Annotated in this window: 14 protein-coding genes and 2 tRNA genes; 6 read left to right on the top strand and 10 right to left on the bottom strand. The window is 40.3% G+C overall.

Features of this window, described 5'->3' with window-relative positions; all coding sequences use genetic code 11:
• Positions 1-44 precede the first annotated feature (44 nt).
• From KCTC52924_RS01765 to folE, 6 genes are all read right to left on the bottom strand, one after another.
• On the bottom strand, positions 45-2228 hold the full coding sequence (locus KCTC52924_RS01765) for a carbohydrate binding family 9 domain-containing protein (RefSeq protein WP_251809170.1): 2184 nt from the start codon (positions 2226-2228) through the stop codon (positions 45-47).
• A 115-nt stretch (positions 2229-2343) separates the two neighbouring features.
• Positions 2344-2835: a DUF192 domain-containing protein gene (locus KCTC52924_RS01760; protein ID WP_251809169.1), complete on the bottom strand. Its 492-nt coding sequence runs from the start codon at positions 2833-2835 to the stop codon at positions 2344-2346.
• Between the two features lie 213 nt (positions 2836-3048).
• Positions 3049-4014, bottom strand: coding sequence for a prolipoprotein diacylglyceryl transferase (lgt, locus tag KCTC52924_RS01755; RefSeq protein WP_251809168.1), 966 nt, complete (start codon positions 4012-4014; stop codon positions 3049-3051).
• A 298-nt stretch (positions 4015-4312) separates the two neighbouring features.
• Positions 4313-4534 (bottom strand): membrane protein insertion efficiency factor YidD, encoded by a 222-nt coding sequence (gene yidD, locus KCTC52924_RS01750; protein ID WP_251809167.1) that lies wholly within the window; start codon positions 4532-4534, stop codon positions 4313-4315.
• 32 nt (positions 4535-4566) lie between these two features.
• Positions 4567-6048, bottom strand: coding sequence for a cysteine--tRNA ligase (cysS, locus tag KCTC52924_RS01745; protein ID WP_251809166.1), 1482 nt, complete (start codon positions 6046-6048; stop codon positions 4567-4569).
• 16 nt (positions 6049-6064) lie between these two features.
• A complete protein-coding gene (gene folE / locus KCTC52924_RS01740; protein ID WP_251809165.1) occupies positions 6065-6745 on the bottom strand; it encodes a GTP cyclohydrolase I FolE in 681 nt (226 codons plus the stop codon).
• Positions 6746-6883: 138 nt separating this feature from the next.
• Between folE and KCTC52924_RS01735 the strand changes: the two genes are divergently transcribed.
• Together KCTC52924_RS01735 and KCTC52924_RS01730 are read left to right on the top strand one after the other, a co-directional pair.
• Positions 6884-8692, top strand: coding sequence for a T9SS type B sorting domain-containing protein (locus tag KCTC52924_RS01735; RefSeq protein ID WP_251809164.1), 1809 nt, complete (start codon positions 6884-6886; stop codon positions 8690-8692).
• A gap of 360 nt (positions 8693-9052) precedes the next feature.
• Positions 9053-10444 (top strand): T9SS type B sorting domain-containing protein, encoded by a 1392-nt coding sequence (locus KCTC52924_RS01730; RefSeq protein ID WP_251809163.1) that lies wholly within the window; start codon positions 9053-9055, stop codon positions 10442-10444.
• A gap of 110 nt (positions 10445-10554) precedes the next feature.
• Here KCTC52924_RS01730 and KCTC52924_RS01725 read toward each other — a convergent pair whose 3' ends face one another.
• Both KCTC52924_RS01725 and KCTC52924_RS01720 read right to left on the bottom strand, forming a co-directional pair.
• Positions 10555-12057 (bottom strand): OmpP1/FadL family transporter, encoded by a 1503-nt coding sequence (locus KCTC52924_RS01725; protein ID WP_251809162.1) that lies wholly within the window; start codon positions 12055-12057, stop codon positions 10555-10557.
• A 49-nt stretch (positions 12058-12106) separates the two neighbouring features.
• A complete protein-coding gene (locus KCTC52924_RS01720; RefSeq protein WP_251809217.1) occupies positions 12107-13315 on the bottom strand; it encodes a hypothetical protein in 1209 nt (402 codons plus the stop codon).
• A gap of 99 nt (positions 13316-13414) precedes the next feature.
• Here KCTC52924_RS01720 and proS point away from each other — a divergent pair, with 99 nt between their 5' ends.
• From proS to rpsT, 4 genes are all read left to right on the top strand, one after another.
• The gene (gene proS, locus KCTC52924_RS01715) at positions 13415-14890 is read left to right on the top strand and encodes a proline--tRNA ligase (protein ID WP_251809161.1); all 1476 of its coding nucleotides are present in this window, start codon (positions 13415-13417) and stop codon (positions 14888-14890) included.
• Positions 14891-14969: 79 nt separating this feature from the next.
• Positions 14970-15041: transfer RNA gene (locus KCTC52924_RS01710), tRNA-Glu, on the top strand.
• A gap of 71 nt (positions 15042-15112) precedes the next feature.
• Positions 15113-15184, top strand: a tRNA-Glu gene (locus KCTC52924_RS01705).
• Positions 15185-15235: 51 nt separating this feature from the next.
• Positions 15236-15487, top strand: coding sequence for a 30S ribosomal protein S20 (rpsT, locus tag KCTC52924_RS01700; protein ID WP_251809160.1), 252 nt, complete (start codon positions 15236-15238; stop codon positions 15485-15487).
• An 819-nt stretch (positions 15488-16306) separates the two neighbouring features.
• On the opposite strand, the gene KCTC52924_RS01695 is transcribed toward rpsT, so the two are convergent.
• On the bottom strand, positions 16307-17002 hold the full coding sequence (locus KCTC52924_RS01695; RefSeq protein WP_251809159.1) for a hypothetical protein: 696 nt from the start codon (positions 17000-17002) through the stop codon (positions 16307-16309).
• A 295-nt stretch (positions 17003-17297) separates the two neighbouring features.
• Positions 17298-18983, bottom strand: coding sequence for a transcription termination factor Rho (rho, locus tag KCTC52924_RS01690; protein ID WP_251809158.1), 1686 nt, complete (start codon positions 18981-18983; stop codon positions 17298-17300).
• Positions 18984-19072 lie beyond the last annotated feature (89 nt).

Here is a 19072-nt window from a genome sequence, read left to right as displayed (position 1 = left end):
TTAATACATTTTCATCGCGTGGCTTTTGTGCTAGATGACTCGCCTTACTTGTTAAACCAATAGGTGAATTTTAAGGTCAAGGCCCAATTTCTGCCTTCAAATGGTTCAATAAGGTAATTGTTGCTATAGACCAAGAATAAGTCGGACGCCGGCTTATAGCGCCATTGAAACCTAGAGTTTAAATTAAAATTCTTCGATTGTTCGTTGTATTGGAATAGGGTGGCGAAAAATAATTTATTGGTAAATGTGATATCCACTTCAGAGCCAATAAGCCAAAACTCTGTATTGTTCCAAGGAGCCGGTAGGTGAATGTGGTTAAAGCTGATATTACTGCTTAAACTGACAAAGGGTTGGAAACGATATCCCACTTCGCTGATTAGGCTTGTTCTGTTACCACCAGAATAGTATCCTCCAAAACGACTCCCCAAGGAATAGGTGAACATGCTTTGTGGTTTGGAGACAAAATCAATCATGTAGGCGTTCCAGTGATGCTTACTGCCAATGTCCAAGGTGGCCTTGTTTGCCCGTGTAGGGTCAAAAGGAGCTAGTAGTTCCACATACTCATCGGACAGGGATAAGTTTAAGCTAGAACGGTCTCGAAAACTAAAGAGATACTCAAATAGGTTGATATTATCTGTGCGTTCCAACTTCTCATTAAAGAAATAACTAGTACGTATTTTGGGTCCGTGGCTCAAGATGACACTTTTTTCGGGAAAGAAGAGGTGCCCTAGATACGAAGAGATGTTTACATAGCCGTTTCTAGGAACAAAGCCAACCTCGGCGGTATAGTCTTCCTCAACCGATTCTTCCTGTATGCGCCAATTCCATTTTCGACTCTTATATTCCAAGTGGGCAGCTTGGGTAATCCCATTGCCCTCCTTTTTTGGGGCAAAGGATTTTAGTAAAAATGCTTTGCCCGTCCATTGATTATTGGGGGATGCCAAATTGTATTCCAATCCTATATTTCTATTAAACTTAGGGAATGCTGTTCTAAGAGAATCCGTGTCCTGGGGGTAATTTATAGCTTGCTTGTTTACCACTATTAACCCAATGCTGGAGCGGGAAAAAATTCTTCGTTGTAAGGAGAGGACCCCAAAATTATGGCTCGGGAGCCCTGTTTCCTCCACACTGGCGGTTTGCATGTCCATTAGCCCCATTCGCCACTTATTGTTAAGGTTGCCACTGACCCTTGCTCCAGCCTGTATGGGCACGCCCAAACCTATTCTCCTCGAGAAAAATGGGCGTATGGTGGCGTAACCGAAGTTGGCAAATAGATCACCATTTTCTAAAAAGAACTGCCTCTTTTCGGGGAAAAATAGTTCAAATCGGTCAAGATTGGTTACCTGCCGATCTACCTCTACCTGAGAAAAATCGGGGTTTATTGTTAAATCTAAATTTAAAGAGGTGCTTAGGCTAAACTTAATGTCGCCACCAATTTTTTTGTCGAATTCAGTGTCCTCCCCATTTTCTAAATTCCTATTTACACTTGCAGATACATAGGGAATGACAGAAAAATTGGTACGGGGAGATGGGGGAGGTGCATCCCAGACCAATGTTCCTGTATAGGCAAGGGATGCTGTTGGGAACTGCCGTGGAATGGGTGTCCAACTCGATTTTTCGCCCGACTTCAGATCTAAACGACTAAAATTAATGCCCCATTCAGAAACACCCTCTTCATAGCGTATGGATTTGAAAGGAATGGCCATCTCAAACACCCATTTATCATCATCGCTTGTTACTTCTGAAATCCATTTGCTGTCCCAATTTAAGTCCACACTTCCACCGTCGTACATGGTGCCGTCCCATTGTGCACCAGCGGCATTGGAACCAAAGGAATAGCCCGTGGTCTGGTTGTTAAAGGGGTCTATAAACAGTAAGAAATTGTCGTTTTTGCCAAAACTAAAATCCCGTCGCAATGATTCTACATAGTACGGCCCTTTGGTAGTGTTGTAAAAGGTGGCTAATAGGTATAAGTTGTTTTCGTCATAGGTCATGCGAATTTCCGATGGTTCATTGGCTTTTCCGGTGTCCATGGGCAATACCATAAAGAAATCGGTTGTTACATCAGTATCCTGCCAGGCCTTATCATCACCTATGCCATCTATGGTAATAGGGAGGGAAGTTTTTTTAATGTTAAGTCGAAATGCGCCATTTTTTTTCTGGGCATAGAGAGGAAGGGAAAGAATGACAATCAGAAAGCTTAGCGATATACTTTTTTTCGTTGTCAATGGTCGGTGTTATTTATGGGTTAATTTCTAACTAATAAAATAATAATGGTGGGGGTATCCAAACCATAAGTCGGGATAACCCTTTATTGTCAATAGATAGCCTTGTTTTAAGGGGCTATGGTGTTTTTTCGTATGCGATGGAATCGCCAATAGCTAACTTCCATTTATCGGACATTCCTGCATTTATTTCCAATACGTACTTGGCGGGAACTTTTGAACTTAGCCCCGATTCATTAAAGGGCTGTGCATTTTTTTGAAAACTGACGATCTTTTTGTTATCATCAATATAGAGGATGTCCAACGCTATCTCGGTATTTTTCATATAAAATGAGCGCATGGCCACATCCTCGAAGATAAATAACATGGCTTGCTTAGCCTCCATGGAGCTCCTGTACATCAGTCCTGTTGCAGTCTCATACTCGTTATCGGCAATCTCTATGTCTAGGCTAGCCAAAATAGAATCGGTTTCCTGTTGCACTATTTTGAGGGAGCCTTCTTTTTTAAATGCGATGGATTCCGTTTTTATGATTGCCTTTTCGTCCTCTTTACAAGAAACCACTATCGTAAAAATAGCAATCAATATGAATACTACTTTGCTATACTTCATCTGTTTCACCTTAATTATCCGTAATTGGGTAATGTTAATAATTTTAAAATTTGTTTAGACAATGTGCTCCAATTCCGTTCATTTTTCCTGACTATTTGGAACAAAAAATTCAATTGCCACTTAAATCATTCGAATAGCCACGGGGCTTTAGCCCGTGGAAAACTTTGTGTCCTATCTTGGCATTAGTCAAACTCTTCCTCAATTAAGCCTTGGCTACTTTGCGGTTGTCGATGTGGGTCGGAACATAAAATAAAGACCTACCAGGATAAAGGGGATGCTCAACCATTGTCCAGTAGATAATAGCCCCAAGGATTCCTCAAATCCACCTTGACTTTTCTTAACGAACTCCACAAAGAACCGAACGGACCATAACAATACAAGGAACAATCCAAAAAGATATCCTAATTTGTTTTTCTTGTTGGTTTTCCAGTATAGATAATACAATATGGCAAATACAAAAATATAACAGACTCCCTCGTATAATTGTGCTGGATGCCTGTAGGGGATTGCCTCTAAATATTCGACGAAACGCGGATCCTTTTCTATAAGATCATAAGCTGCATTTACCGTTTTTTCCTTGGTAATGGCCAAGGCTTTTGCTGGGTGTAAATCATCGGAATCCCTGATAAAACGGGTAGCGAATAAAAAAGATTTGTCTACTATTTTACCATTGATCTCGGAGTTGAAAAAATTCCCCAATCGCACGCAAAAAGCACCTATGGATACGGGAATTACAATGCGATCCAAGATCCAAAGTATTTTAAATTCAGGGTATTTCCGAGTATAGAGATACATGCCTATGATAATTCCAATGGCGGCACCGTGACTTGCCAAGCCGGTGAATCCTGTAAATTCATAGCCGTTAATGATCCCGAAAAGCGCAGTTCCCTCAGTTTCCCGTATAGGAAGCAATATTTCCAACAAATGATTTTGATAATAGGCCCAATCATAGAAGATGACATGTCCCAATCTGGCGCCCAACATGGTGGCAAGGACGGTATAGATGAATAGGGAATCTAATTGTTCTATGGATTTGTTCTCCTTTACAAAGATTTTTTTCATGATATACCACCCTAGTGCAAAGGCAGTTATCCAAAGAAGATTATAATATTTTATTTGTAATACCCCAATTTGAAACAAAGTGTCGGCGGGATTCCAGGTGAAACCTAAAAAATACATTGGCAATTTTTTTTAAGGGACTAAGATAAGTAAATAGTGGGAAGTATCATCCCTAGATAATTAGTAATTAATGGAAGACCGAAGAATTGGGTTTTACCTCCATTTAAGTTTAATAAACAGGTGTTGATAATAGCGGGCTACGGGTAGGGTAAACTAACGGAGTATACATCTAAGCAAGGAGTCAGTTGGTGCGTTGGCCTTCGCTACGGCTGCCTCTTCTACACTTAGGTGCACTATACCTCAGTTTTTAGACCCTGAGTGCTATGGATATGAAAAGAAATTAGAGATTCACGAAAACCTAAGGTACTGGATCATATCCGCTGCCACCCCAGGGATGACAACTAAATATTCTTTTCAACGCCAACCATCCGCCCTTGAACAAGCCGTGTTTTTTAAGCGCTTCCAGAGTGTATTGGGAGCAGGTAGGGGAGTAGCGGCAACTTGCCGGGGTAAAGGGCGATATGAGCGTCTGATATGCTCTTACCAAAAACACAAATGGGGCAATTAGTATTTTTTTCATAAATGCCTTGGTGTTTTTAATGTTGGTCCTTTTTAAGATAGATTAAAGGTGGTGCCGTCTTTCCCGTCCTTCAGCTGAATGCCCATTTCTGCCAGTTGATCTCTAATTTGATCCGAGGTGGCAAAATCCTTATTGGCACGCGCTTCGTTTCTCATTTGTATTAAAAGACCTACCACATTGGATAGTTTATCCGAATTCAACACAGCAGTATTTAGATTCTCCAAACCTAGGATATCATATACAAAACTGTGCAAGGCCTCGGTTAAAACAGTTTTGTCTGTTGCAGATATACTTTCTTTTCCCTCCTTTATTAAATTGATGTATTTAACTGCCTCAAAGAGGTTTGCTATTAGGATAGGGGTATTAAAATCATCGTTCATAGCATCATATCCCTTCTGTACCCATGCGGACACATCAAAACTTGAGCTAGTTCCTGTTTCCAGTTTTTCTAAGTTATTAATGCCTTCCATTAATCTATGGTAGCCCTTTTCCGAGGCTAAAAGTGCATCATCGCTTAGGTCCAAAATACTGGTATAATGTGCCTGCATCATAAAGAAACGCACCACTGGAGGCGCGTATGGTTTGCTGAGCAGGGGATTTTCTCCGGAAAACATTTCATTGGGTAAAATGTTGTTACCAGTAGATTTTGCCATCTTCTTTCCGTTCAAAGTCAGCATATTTGCATGCAACCAGTAATTTACCGGTGCCTGTCCGTTCCATGCTTCTGCTTGGGCGATCTCACACTCGTGATGCGGAAATTTAAGGTCCATTCCACCGCCGTGTATGTCAAAGGTTTCGCCAAGATACTTGGTGCTCATTGCTGTACATTCTAAATGCCAGCCCGGAAAGCCGTCGCCCCATGGTGATGGCCATCGCATAATATGCTGGGTCTCGGCCTTTTTCCACAAAGCAAAATCCTGTGGGCTCTTTTTCTCGTCCTGTGCGGTAAGCTCCCTAGTATTGGCGATCATGTCCTCCAATTTTCTACCGCTTAACTTTCCGTATTCGTTGGTCTTATTAAATTTTTCTACATCAAAATATACAGATCCATTTATGGCATACGCAAAGCCCTTGTCTATAATGGCTTTTATAATTTCAATCTGCTCAATAATATGTCCGGTTGCCGTTGGCTCTATACTAGGGGGTAGAAAATTAAACTTGTTTAATATGTTGTGGAAATCCAAGGTATATCGTTGTACCACCTCCATGGGTTCCAATTGTTCCAAACGTGCTTTTTTGGCAATCTTGTCCTCACCTTCCTCTCCGTCGTTTTCAAGATGCCCGGCATCGGTGATATTCCGTACGTAGCGTACTTTGTAGCCAAGGTGTTTAAAATACCTAAAGATCATGTCAAAGGACATAAAAGTACGGCAATTGCCCAAGTGTACATTGCTGTAAACAGTAGGGCCACAGACATACATTCCTAAATGTCCTTCATTTATAGGTATGAAATCTTCTTTTTTTCCAGAAAGGGAATTGTATATTTTTAATTTTTGTGTTTGGTACAACTGCATCTTTTAGACAGGCCGATTAAAACTTAGTATCAATATTTATATAATCCAAAAATTCGCGCCTTACAGCCTCCTCTTTAAATCTACCGCCATATTCTGCGGTTATAGTACTGCTCTCAATATCGCGAATTCCTCTGGAGTTTACACATAAATGTTTGGCGTCCATAACGCAGGCAACATCCTCGGTCCCTAAAACTCTCTGAAGTTCCCTAACGACTTGAATATTTAAACGTTCCTGTACCTGGGGCCTTTTGGCATAATAATCCACAATTCGGTTCATTTTGGATAAACCTACCACACTTCCGTTGGAGATATATGCAATATGTGCCTTTCCTACAATAGGAAGCAAATGGTGCTCACAGGTGGAATACAGAGTGATGTTTTTTTCTACCAACATCTCACCATATTTGTATTTGTTGTCGAAAGTAGAGGACTTTGGCTTGCGATCTGGATGTAGGCCGCTAAATATCTCGGTTACAAACATTTTGGCCACCCTGTTAGGGGTGCCTTTCAGGCTGTCATCTTCTAGGTCTAATCCTAGCGTAAGCATAATTTCAGTTACGTTGTTTTTGATAAGGGCTATCTTTTCCTCATCGCTAAGAACAAAGGCATCTTTACGTAAGGGAGTGTTTTCTCCTGCAGAAGCGTGATCGTCTCCCAAGTCTTCAAAATGCTTTTCCAATGCGTTGTCTATTTTCATTAAAATATGGCTTTTTAAGGCAGCAAAGATATACATTATATGCCACTTTATACCAATTTCGCTTAGTTACACAACATAAATTAGTGTTAACTAAGTCTGAAGCTTAGTTTTATTATTCTCGGATTTTTGGATTGATAAATGAAGCAGTTGGTTATTGTTTATGTGGTGATTTGTTATTTTGGCACTTGTTTGGCCATGGGACAGGTGGCACCAGATTGTAGTAATGCAGTGCCCATCTGTAGTAATACTCCCATTAATGGAGGAACTCTAGGATACGGTATTGACGATTTTGGCGGGGAAACCAAATCTGGCTGTTTGGAAAAAACGCTGGACTCTGGAGTCATAGAATCCAACTCTGCCTGGTACCGATTTAGAACGGGAGCCTCTGGGAAATTGGGCTTCAATATTGGTATTGATCCCAATGAAGATTGGGACTTTGCTTTGTATAAGGCCAGTCATTGTGGTGCCTTGGGAACTCCTATAAGATGCAATTTTTACGACAATAGAGAAAAGAACAGTTTTCTTGGGGTGGGCGAAAATCCTACAGCACCTAAGGTTAACGTTCAATACGAAGCGTGGTTAGAGGTGCAACCCGGGGAAGATTATTACCTATTGGTAAATAATTTCAGTAATATCAATTCTGGTTTCTCCATTCAATTTACAGGGAATATTTTTGTCACCAACCCTTATAATGCCTTGGATTGCTCCATTGTAAGCAATCTGTTGGGGCCGCCCATTTCAGCTTGTGAGAATGAAAATGTGGTACTGGATGCTACTACCCAGAATGCAATTTCCTATGCTTGGTACAAGGATGTAGGGAGCGGATATTTCCTTATTCCAAGTGAAAACTTGGCAACCCTGCCCGTGTCTGAGGCCGCGTATTACAGGGTAGGGGTCTTTGTTCCGCCACAGAATACAATTATTAGCGATGTGCAAGTGGGTTTTTTCCCAGCCCCGACGAGCAATTTTGTGACTTCGGAAAGTATGTGTCTCGATCAGGGGTATATGGATTTAAATAAAAAAGATCAAGAAGCCTTGGGAGGGCAATCACCAGAAAAGGTGCTGATTACCTATCATACCTCCAGTGCAGATGCCTATGAAGGAAAAAATGCCCTAGATAAAAATCACCAATTGCAGGCAGGGGAACAGACTATTTATATTAGGGCTACCGCTGCGCAAAATCCGACCTGTATAGAGGCTTCTCAAAATTTTAAAATAAATGCCTATCAACCTTATGTAGTTGATTTTCCTTTGGAGATATTTCTCTGTGAAGGAGAGCCTACGGTAGTCATAGGGGATACCTCGCCAAATCTCGATTACGATTATCAATGGAATACCGGAGCACAAACATCCAGCATTTTGGTTTCAGAGGCGGGAAAATACAGTGTAGTGATTAGAGATAAGCTTGGTTTGGGAGTCTGTGACGCCTCCATTGTTGTTGCCGTCTATTCCTCTATGCCGCCCAGTATTAGCGAGGTCCTTATCGATGAATTAAAGGATTTAAATACAATTACTATAATTATGGGGTCGAAGGGGGATTTTGAATACCAATTAAATGATGGGCCCTATCAAGAAAACAATGTGTTTTATGGGGTGCTTCCCGGGGAGCATCGGGTTACCGTAAATGATTTAAATGGTTGCGGTGCCATTACCGAGACTGTAATAGTGGTTGGCTATTTTAAATTTTTCTCCCCAAATGGGGACGGAATTAATGACAGTTGGAGTATCCAAGGTATTTCTAACTTGACGGAACCTCTAGTTTCAATTTTTGACCGATATGGTAAATTACTAAAACAAATTACCCAGAATAATAAAGGTTGGGACGGTACTTATAATGGCCTGTCCATGCCAGCCGATGATTATTGGTTTAGCTTGAGTTTTGTGGATAGGGACGGAAATCGCATTATGGCGAAATATATCAACAATCATTTTGCCTTGAAACGCTAGATCTACCTAGCATAGGGTATACCCATTATCTCCTGTATTGTGTGCAAATGTCCATTTTAATTCTTAGATTGCTGTTAAGCTGTAGTATGATTAAATGAAGTCATGTGAGCCCTCACCCAAAATGAAACTGCTGATAATCCCATCGGTTGCATGATTTTCGGCTTTGAGAAAGTTTATTTAGTAAAGGTTGATTAGTAATATAAAAGGCCTGATGCAATATTGATTTTATTTTGCCATTAACCAGTTTTAATTTATACTATTTCTTTTCTAAAAGAGTTATTATAAGTGATTCAAATTTATAACTAGCCTCCATTGTCAATGCGAATACTTAGCTATTCTTTAGGTATATTATTACTATTTATGGGCAGTTTATATGCGCAAAACTCACCCGATTGTAGGACTGCCATCCCCGTTTGTGCGGATGCTCCTATAGCTGGGGTAGCAGATGGTGGTGGAATCGATGATTTTGACCCGGATTTTGTTAGGTATTCGGGATGCTTGGAGAAAGGAAGTAATACCTCAGAAAACATAGAGAACAATACTTCTTGGTATGTGTTTCGGGCAGGTAAGGACGGACAGATAGGTTTTAATATAAAGGCTTTGCCAGTAACGGGTGGACCCAATATTGTTACCGCGGAATGGGATTTTGCCGTTTATGGTCCAGATGTAGATTGCTTGGCTATAGGAGCTGGCATTATAGACCCTATCCGTTGCAATTTTGAAACTAATGACACTCCGTATACTGGAATTGGGATCAATCCCGAAAATGGGGAAGTGGGTGCGCCCTTTGTAAAACAAAGTCGAAATACTTATGACGAGTGGCTAGAGGTGCAGGAAGGGGAAATCTATTATATCTTGATCAATAATTGGAATACCAATTTTGATGACGAAGCGGAATCTTTTGAACTGACTTTTACCGGTAGTTCCGTGGATGCCGACCAGAACAATGCGCTGGATTGTACCCTTAGGGACGAGTTTTTGGGATTGGATATCACAGTCTGTGAAGGTGATCCACCTATTGTCTTGTCTGCGCGAAATTCACCAGCTGGAACTGATATTGCCAATATTACCTGGTCTGTTGATTATGAAGATGATGGTATTATAGATAATCCTAATCTTGCTTCAGGACCTACGGAATTTGAGTATACGGTAACTAGTCCCAATGCTGGGCGCTATTTTGTGGAGATAACAACTGTTTCAGGAACTCCGCCAACAGTGGAAGATGATATTTTGATCACCTTTTTTAAAAACCCGAGGTGGTATTTTCAGGAAGTAATCTCTCGGGATGATCTTTCCGATAATAATATTGTGGAAATTGTAATGGCTAACCCTGATGGGGATTATGAATTCGCCATAAATGGAGGTGAATTCCAAGACGACCCCATCTTTGCCAATGTGGCTCCAGGGGAAAATACCGTTATAATAAACGATAAATACGGTTGTGGTACAACCGAGTCTATTCCATTTCTAGTGGTGGGCTATCCCAAATTCTTTACTCCAAACGGCGATGGGATTCATGACCATTGGAACGTTCTTGGGATATCGACCCTGATTAACCCTGTAGTGTCTATTTTTGATCGATATGGGAAACTATTGAAGCAACTAGATGAGACTAGCATAGGATGGGACGGCACCTTTAACGGTAAACCTATGCCTTCTTCCGACTATTGGTTTAGAATGGATTATTTTAAGGATGCCAGTGGAATTATAGTAGCGAGGTCCGTTCGAACGCACTTTACCTTAAAAAGATAGGCTGCAGTTTAAATTTAGTGCTTGGATCAAGGCTCTGAAATAGGATAATAAGTGATTATAAAAAAGTCGGAGAATTCTCCGACTTTTTTATGTGCTATAGTTTTCTGTATTTAGAAATTTAAGGTATACCCCAAACTGATTACAGAATTTTTATTGGTGATGTTGGCAGGGGTAGGAAACCCTGTCTCATAAAGTGACTTTCTGGTATCCTGTGAGGCATAGCTATAGGATAGGTCCAGTCTGCTTCCTCCAAAATTATAACCCAATCCACCAGAATATCCATTTAGGTCTCCTATGGTATTCCCGTTGGCGTACGGACTTTGTTCAAATCGGTACCCGGCTCTTAGGCTTAAGGCGGCTAATCGGTATTCGCCACCCAACCTAAGTGAGGAGACTGCACCTAATTGATCGGCAATAAAAGCGTTTTCCGTTGCGAAGCTGGGATCTGTGGAAGGTTTTAACTTTGCATTTGACATGTCCTGGTAGCCATAGTCAACACTAATAAGTCCTTGTTTTCCTAGAACTAAGGCTAAACTACCCGTTAATTTAGCGGGGGTTTGGATAGTGTAATCCTCAAATATATTTATGATGTTAAAATTGATAAAGGAGATGTCCTCGTCCGCTAAATCCGAATTTATTTTTTGTGAGGTTTCGTCAGATAGTCGGTACCAAGTAGGGGATTGATAGCTACCCCCAACCCTAACATAGTCATTTAATTTGGCTATGGCTCCAAGGCTAAAGGAGAATCCAGCTCCTTGGGTCCTGAGTAAATTGTCAAAAGAAATGTTCTGGATTTCCGAATCGGAATCGAAACCACGCTCAGTAAGCTGAGTTAGTTTTTCATATAAAATGTTGTGAACGTTCAGTGAAGCACCCAGATAAATGTTATCACCATATTGAGAGGCTACATTGGCAGTGAATTTGCTATTGTACCCTGTGGTGTTCTGCAAAAAGCGCTGGTTAACGGTGCTGTACTTGGCATTGGAAATATATTGGGTGTTGTTATTGTTAGATTCGTCCATGGGGTCTATGACGCCCCCATAATAACCCAAAAATGCCTGTTGGTCCATATATCCAAAGCTAGAGCCTATGTCCAGATAAGCGTCCTCAATAAACTCGCCGTCCTGTAGGAGTATGTCTCCAAAGGGGAGACCACCGGCATAATCTAAAAAGAAATTGTCTACTCCTTGGTCACTATTTCCAGTTACAAAAACTTCGTCATCAAAATTTTTGGCCAAATCGTAATTAAAGGCCAAGGAAATCTTTTTCCAGTTAGAATCGTTGCTTTTAAAAACGAAAACTCCACCAACTTGATTTAGATCAAAGGAATTTAGCGAAGTAGTACTGTTTGTTGAAAAATAGGAAGCATCGTTCTTTTGGTGATAATTGGATGCGGTAACGGAGAACAGTCCATTGTTGAATACTGCAGATCCGGCCGGATTGACGTTTAGTGAGGAAAGATCGCCTCCAAGTGCGCCAAAAGCACCACTCATACCTTGAAATCGAGCTGTACCCTGAAGGGATTCGTTGCTATATCGCAATACATCGTTTATGTTCTGAGCGCTTACGAATGCGCATGCCAAGAATAGAATGAAAGTATGGTATCTCTTCATCTTTTTTTAATTTTTGAAATTTTCAATTGGATTGCAGTTCAGAATTATTTTAGTTACCACGACTTCTTCCACCAGACGATCTTGTAGAGGAACTACTGCTCCTTACGCTTCCGGATGAGGATCTAGATGGACTGCTTGTGCTTCTGATAGTACTGCTAGAAGAACGTGTGCTGCTGGAGCTTCTCACGTTACTGCTAGATGGCCTATTTGTGCTAGTAGAACTTCTTGTAGTAGTGGTTCTCGGAGCAGTGGTGCTTCGACTACTTCTATACGTGTTGTTGCCGGGTTCAGATCTTTTATAAGTCTGACTGCTACGTGTGCTGGTAGGTGCCACCCTAGTACTTCTGCTGGTCCTGTAGGAGCTGTTTCTTTCCTGAGCATCGACTCCAACCTTTCTGGTACTGGCGCTAGTCCTATAGCGACTGGTGTTATTGGTGGTGCTTCTATTTACATTGCTGCGGTTTGCGGTGCTCCTATATCTAGAGGTGTTGCTATTGGAATTTAGGGTAGACCTTCCTCTTAAAGCATTACTGTTAAGTTGTGAGTTAGATCGGTAAACTCCTCTTCTGCTGGAATTATAGGCATAATTTCTGTTGTAGTAATTGTAACCGGGTCTGTAATTATTGTAATAATAAGGTCTGTAATAAGGGCTGTAATGATGTCCCCATCCATAGCTATAGCCATAACCACCCCAACCCCAATTGTTGTAGCCGTAGCCTGGATATCCGTAATGACCATAACCGCCCCATCTCCATGGATTGTACTGGCCATAGTAACCGCCGTAGTATCCGCTGTAGTACCAAGGGCTTCCCCATCCGTAATTATATCCTCCGTACCCCACATTGTCGTAGATGTTAATGTTCACGCTGGTAGGATTGTCTCCCCAAGCGGCATAACCCCTATAATCATTGTTGGCGTCATACGTGTCCATGTCGGCATTTGCATTTAAGCTGTCGCTTTCCATATTACCATAATACCCATCAATATCGGTAAATACTTCGCTCTCCAGAATTTCCCCAAATTCATTAGCTCTTTGTCCAAAATATTCTCCATAGCTATTTTGTTCAGGCTGAGCTTGCTGCCTATTTGGCTGCTCAATAACCTGAACTCTCTGATTGCCTTCCGTTCCGCCTGCATATATGCCGTCATTGTCATAATAGGAAGCCGATTGGTACGAGCCGCACGATACGGCGAACAGACCTAAAAGAACTAGGGAAATCGATATACGTATTCTTTGTTGGGGTAGAGAATGTATCATGGTTTTAAATTTAATTGTTGAACATAGTAAAAATAGTTAGTTTTGTTGAACTATTTTATATTAATATAAGGTCGCAAGTTTTGTGCCAAACTTACTAGCATGGGTAAAAATTTAACGAAAAGAGCAGAGGACTATTCTAAATGGTATAACGAGCTGGTGGTAAAGGCAGATTTAGCTGAGAATTCGGGAGTTAGGGGATGTATGGTCATTAAACCTTATGGCTATGCCATTTGGGAGAAGATACAGGCACAATTAGATAAGATGTTTAAGGAAACCGGGCATGAAAATGCGTATTTTCCCTTGTTTATCCCTAAATCCTATTTAAGTAAAGAAGCAAGTCACGTTGAGGGCTTTGCCAAGGAATGTGCCGTGGTTACTCATTATAGATTAAAAAATGCTGAAGATGGCAGTGGAATTATTGTTGATCCCGATGCCAAATTGGAAGAGGAATTAATTGTGAGACCTACCTCCGAAACAATTATATGGGATACCTATAGAAGGTGGATCCAGTCTTATCGCGATTTGCCGCTTTTAATCAATCAATGGGCCAATGTGGTGCGTTGGGAAATGAGAACGCGACTTTTTCTTAGAACGACAGAATTTTTATGGCAAGAAGGCCATACCGCACATGCAACGGAAAGTGAAGCCATAATCGAAGCGAAGCAGATGATGGATGTCTATGCTGAATTTGCAGAAGAATATATGGCAGTTCCCGTGATAAAAGGGACCAAAACTGCCAGTGAACGATTTGCTGGTGCCTTGGAGACCTATTGTATAGAAGCTTTAATGCAGGACGGAAAAGCTTTGCAAGCAGGAACCTCACACTTTTTAGGGCAAAATTTCGCGAAGGCCTTTGATGTGAAGTTTGCGAACAAGGAAGGGAAACAAGAATATGTGTGGGCTACCTCATGGGGGGTTTCTACTCGCTTAATGGGAGCCTTAATCATGACTCATAGCGATGATAATGGTCTGGTATTGCCTCCGAAATTGGCACCCATCCAGGTGGTTATTGTTCCTATCTATAAAGGAGAGGACCAATTGGATGCAATCTCTGAAAGAGTGGCTCCGTTGGTAAAAGAATTGCGTTCCAAGGGAATTTCGGTTAAATACGATAATAGGGATACGCATAAACCTGGGTTTAAATTTAACGAGTATGAGTTAAAAGGGGTGCCTGTGCGTTTGGCTATTGGTCAACGCGATATGGATAACGGTACTTATGAGGTGGCAAGAAGGGATACCTTTGAAAAAGAAACCGTTTCTGCCGATGCAGTTGTTGCTAAAATTGAGTTTCTAATGGAAGATATCCAGGAGAATGTCTATAAAAAAGCATTGGCGTATAGGGAATCCCATATTACTGAAGTGGAGTCTTATAAAGAGTTTAAAGAGGTCTTAGAGGCTAAAGGTGGGTTTATCTCTGCCCATTGGGACGGAAGTGCAGAAACAGAAGAGCTTGTTAAAGAGGAGACTAAAGCAACTATCCGTTGCATTCCAATTGCAAGTGAAAATGAGGATGGAGTATGTATGGTTACGGGAAAACCCTCAACAAAAAGGGTGCTTTTTGCAAAGGCATATTAAAAAATTAAAAATTTTTTATTTAGGGCTTGCGATAGTTAAAAATAATTGTATTTTTGCATCCGCAATTAAGTAGTAGAATGGTCCGTTCGTCTAGGGGTTAGGACGCCAGGTTTTCATCCTGGTAACAGGGGTTCGATTCCCCTACGGACTACTAAGATTGTTTTGAAATATTAATATTGGATTTTGGTGATGCTTAGGTAGTGCCAGATCTTTTATTAAAATGGTCCGTTCGTCTAGGGGTTAGGACGCCAGGTTTTCATCCTGGTAACAGGGGTTCGATTCCCCTACGGACTACATAGTGAAGTTAAGGGCATGTCCCAATAAAAAAAACATAATTAGATAGAAATGGCAAATCATAAGTCAGCATTAAAGAGGATTAGAAGAGACGAAGCAGTGCGTTTACGTAACAGGTATCAGCATAAAACTACCCGTAATGCAATTAAAAAATTGCGTAGCGAGGAAGACAAGAAAGCTGCTGAGACTTTATTGCCAAGTGTAGTAAGTATGATCGATAGATTAGCGAAACGCAATATCATTCATACCAACAAGGCTTCAAACCTAAAGAGCAAACTTTCCCAGAAGGTAGCTGCACTTTAAGTGCTTATAAAATATTGGATTAACGCTCTTTCTTTTATAAGAAGGGGCGTTTTTTATTGATTTTTTTTAAGCTTTGGAACCTGTTTTGATTAAATCCAAAATTTGCGCCTCATCCTGTATAGGCCTATTATAAAGCAGGAATAGAGTATGCATATCAGAAGCAAGTGAATTCTCCTGAGGTGGATATATTCATTTATTTTATATAAATAATTGTAATATCTAGAAGCCTTTATGGGAAGGTATCCTAGGTAAAATATAAATAGACCTATACTGATCCATTTAATACTGGCATACCTATAATTGTGCTTTTCTTGTATTTTTTTTCGTTCCAAAAAGAAAAGTATAGTGCAGTAAATAATAAGTAGCCCCCCAACCAAATAACTATAAAGCTGAGATTCCAGTGTAAAGCTCTCAAAAGTTGTGTTTATTACGGTTATGATTAAAAACAATACGCCGCCATAAAGGATTTGATTCTTATACTTTTTATTGTCGATATAGCTCCAGTACACATAGAAAAAATAGCAGAAAAATATGATATTGTAAATATTGTATATAATGACGTTGTATTCTACGAAAGTTGAAAAAAGGGAGATGTTGTAAACCTCATAATTTTTAGTAATGTATCCCAATATCTCTGTTAGGAGGGTGTACATAAGTATTACGGGAAACAGTCCTAAGGGTGTGTTGTAATATTTGGGGTATTTAACTAATGCAATAAGTACCGAAAGTGCATATAGGGGTTTGTATAAATTCTCTAGCAAAAGGTCTAAAAATTCCATTTTGGTTTAAAAGGATAATTGGTTAAGTCCCTGGTTAAAATTAATTGGCCTTATAGGGTGGTGGAATCATATCCCCCTCGTTTAGGATTAAGCTTTTGTCTTTGGCGTACATCAGGCTGGTAGAAATACTGGGTATAAAGGAGGCTTCCGATTTTTGGCTTGCTGCTCCTTGCTCGGTGTCCATATTTTCCTGTTTTTTAGGATTTAGGTTATCGGTGAGTAACATGGGTGTATTTCTACCATTGTCATCTTCACGAATGTAAAAAGCATAGTCCCCATTATTGCCCTCTTTTATAGTTGGGATCATAAAGAACGAATTTTGTCTGGGATGTTTAATTTCCCTTCCATTTTCAAAGGTTTTTTGGTCGGGATAATTGGAGAAATAAAAGCGAAGTGTGGAGATTTCTACGTTGGCATTTTTAGCTTCTTGTTCAATATAGGCCAAATATGTTTTAATAGTCTTATAATCATAAGATCCGAAACGTGCTACATCGAATTTTTTTTCCGGACTTTGTTCATTCTCAAATTTCTCTATTAGTCCTACCCTTCGTTCCCCATAGGCATCGTACATGGTCTTTGCTTGTGCAACAGTTACAATTTGTGCTGGAGCCTTAACGGGTGCAGGTTCTGGGGCCGGTGTAGGCTCTTTTTCTTTTTCTGGTTTACAGGAGGTGATGCCGAAAACTAGAATGGCCATCAGAAATAATAAGCGCGCTGCTCTTTTCGAATTTTTCATAGGATTGGTTTATTTGATTTGTTAAAATATAAGGGATGGGGGAAAACCCTTGTTAAAGTACTGATAAAAAAACGTTCCTATAAAAATACTAAAAAATAATTAGGGACTAATTTAATTGTACATCCCTATTTTTTCATCAATATTCAGTGATCTTGGCTGCTATAAGAGGTTGTTGGCTTTCTTTTGAGGCTTGCGCTCCACGATTGATGTAGACGAACTTTAAGGCAACAAAAAACTCCCATTTGACATTTGTCAAATGGGAGTTTTTTAGTATTGATGGTTCAAAAACTAACCGCTACTGATTCATGGTCAGTAAAAACTCTTCGTTGTTCTTGGTTTGTTTAAAACGTCGTTCTATAAATTCCATGGCTTCTACAGGATTCATATCGGCCAAATACTTTCTCATGATCCACATACGCTGAATGGTATTCTCATCCAATAATAGGTCGTCCCTTCTGGTGCTCGATGAGGTAAGGTCGATGGCTGGGAAAATTCTTCTATTCGATATTTTTCTATCCAATTGCAATTCCATATTACCAGTTCCCTTGAATTCTTCAAAGATCACTTCATCCATTTTAGACCCAGTTTCGGTAAGTGCTGTAGCAATAATGGTTAAGGAGCCTCCTCCTTCAATATTACGTGCTGCACCAAAGAAACGCTTTGGTTTGTGAAGCGCATTGGCATCCACACCCCCACTAAGGACTTTTCCAGAGGCAGGTTGAACGGTATTGTACGCTCGGGCAAGTCGTGTAATTGAATCTAATAAGATAACCACATCGTGTCCACATTCTACCAATCGTTTTGCTTTTTCTAAAACAATATTGGCAACTCTTACATGTTCTGTAGCTTCCTTGTCAAAAGTAGAAGCAACGACCTCACCGCGAACATTACGCTGCATGTCTGTAACTTCCTCAGGACGTTCATCTATCAAAAGAATAATTTGGTACACTTCAGGATGATTGGCTGCAATACCATTGGCAATATCCTTTAAGAGCATGGTCTTACCAGTTTTAGGCTGGGAAACAATCATACCCCTTTGTCCTTTTCCAATAGGAGAGAACAAATCAATTATTCTCGTGGAAATGGTGCTTTGTCTTTCAGCAAGATTAAATTTTTCCTGTGGGAATAAGGGGGTCAAGTGTTCAAATGAAACCCTATCCCTTACTATCTGAGGGTCAATTCCATTTATTCTATTCACCTTTATAAGTGGAAAATACTTTTCGCCTTCTTTTGGTGGACGTACATTTCCAAGTACAGTATCGCCAGTTTTTAGTCCAAATAATCTTATTTGAGACTGGGATACATAAATATCATCTGGAGAAGAAAGGTAGTTGTAATCCGAAGATCTTAAAAATCCGTAACCATCTTGCATAATATCCAAGACCCCTTCGCTTTCAATAATACTATCGAATTCAAATTCTGGTTCCTTGTATTTATTTTTTAAATCCTTATCAAAATTACTGTTGATTTTGTCAACGGTCGACTTTTGATGTTGGGGGCTTTTTTTATGCTGTGGTTTGTTGGGTTGGGAAGTGTTCTGGTGAGTGGTGTTTTGCTGGGCAGAACTTTTTTGATGCTCCCTTTTTATAGGACCAGCGGTGTTTTGCACGCGAGGATTTCTTACAGGCTTAGTTTTTTCCTGTTTGTTTTCCTCTGTGGGTGGTTTTGATGGAATCTCACGTTTCTTTTCTTCGACTACCACATTTTCACCTTCCGATTTGATCGGGGCGGGATCATTTTTCACCACTGGAGCAGGTTTTTCTTTAACGACTCGCGAACGCTTTACCTTAGGAGTATTATCTTCTGGTATGGTTGCAGGAGTGTTTTCTTGAACAATCTTTGGGTTTGAAGCCTGTACGTCCAATATTTGGTAGACCAAATCTAGTTTTTTCAAGGTTTTAAACTTGGCTACATTTAGGCCTTTGGCTATTTCCTGAAGCTCAGGAAGCTTTTTTGATTTTAAATCTGAAATCTCAAACATTAAGTTTTGAATAAATTATACTTATTTCGAAAATTATGAAGTGTACTGTACTTGTTTTTTGGGTAATAAAAAGGACATGAAAGCCCTTG

It is taken from the genome of Arenibacter antarcticus, from assembly GCF_041320605.1.
Lineage (GTDB): Bacteria > Bacteroidota > Bacteroidia > Flavobacteriales > Flavobacteriaceae > Arenibacter > Arenibacter antarcticus.
The sequence above is the reverse complement of the archived record's forward strand: the minus strand, read 5'-3'. Positions and strand labels throughout refer to the sequence as shown.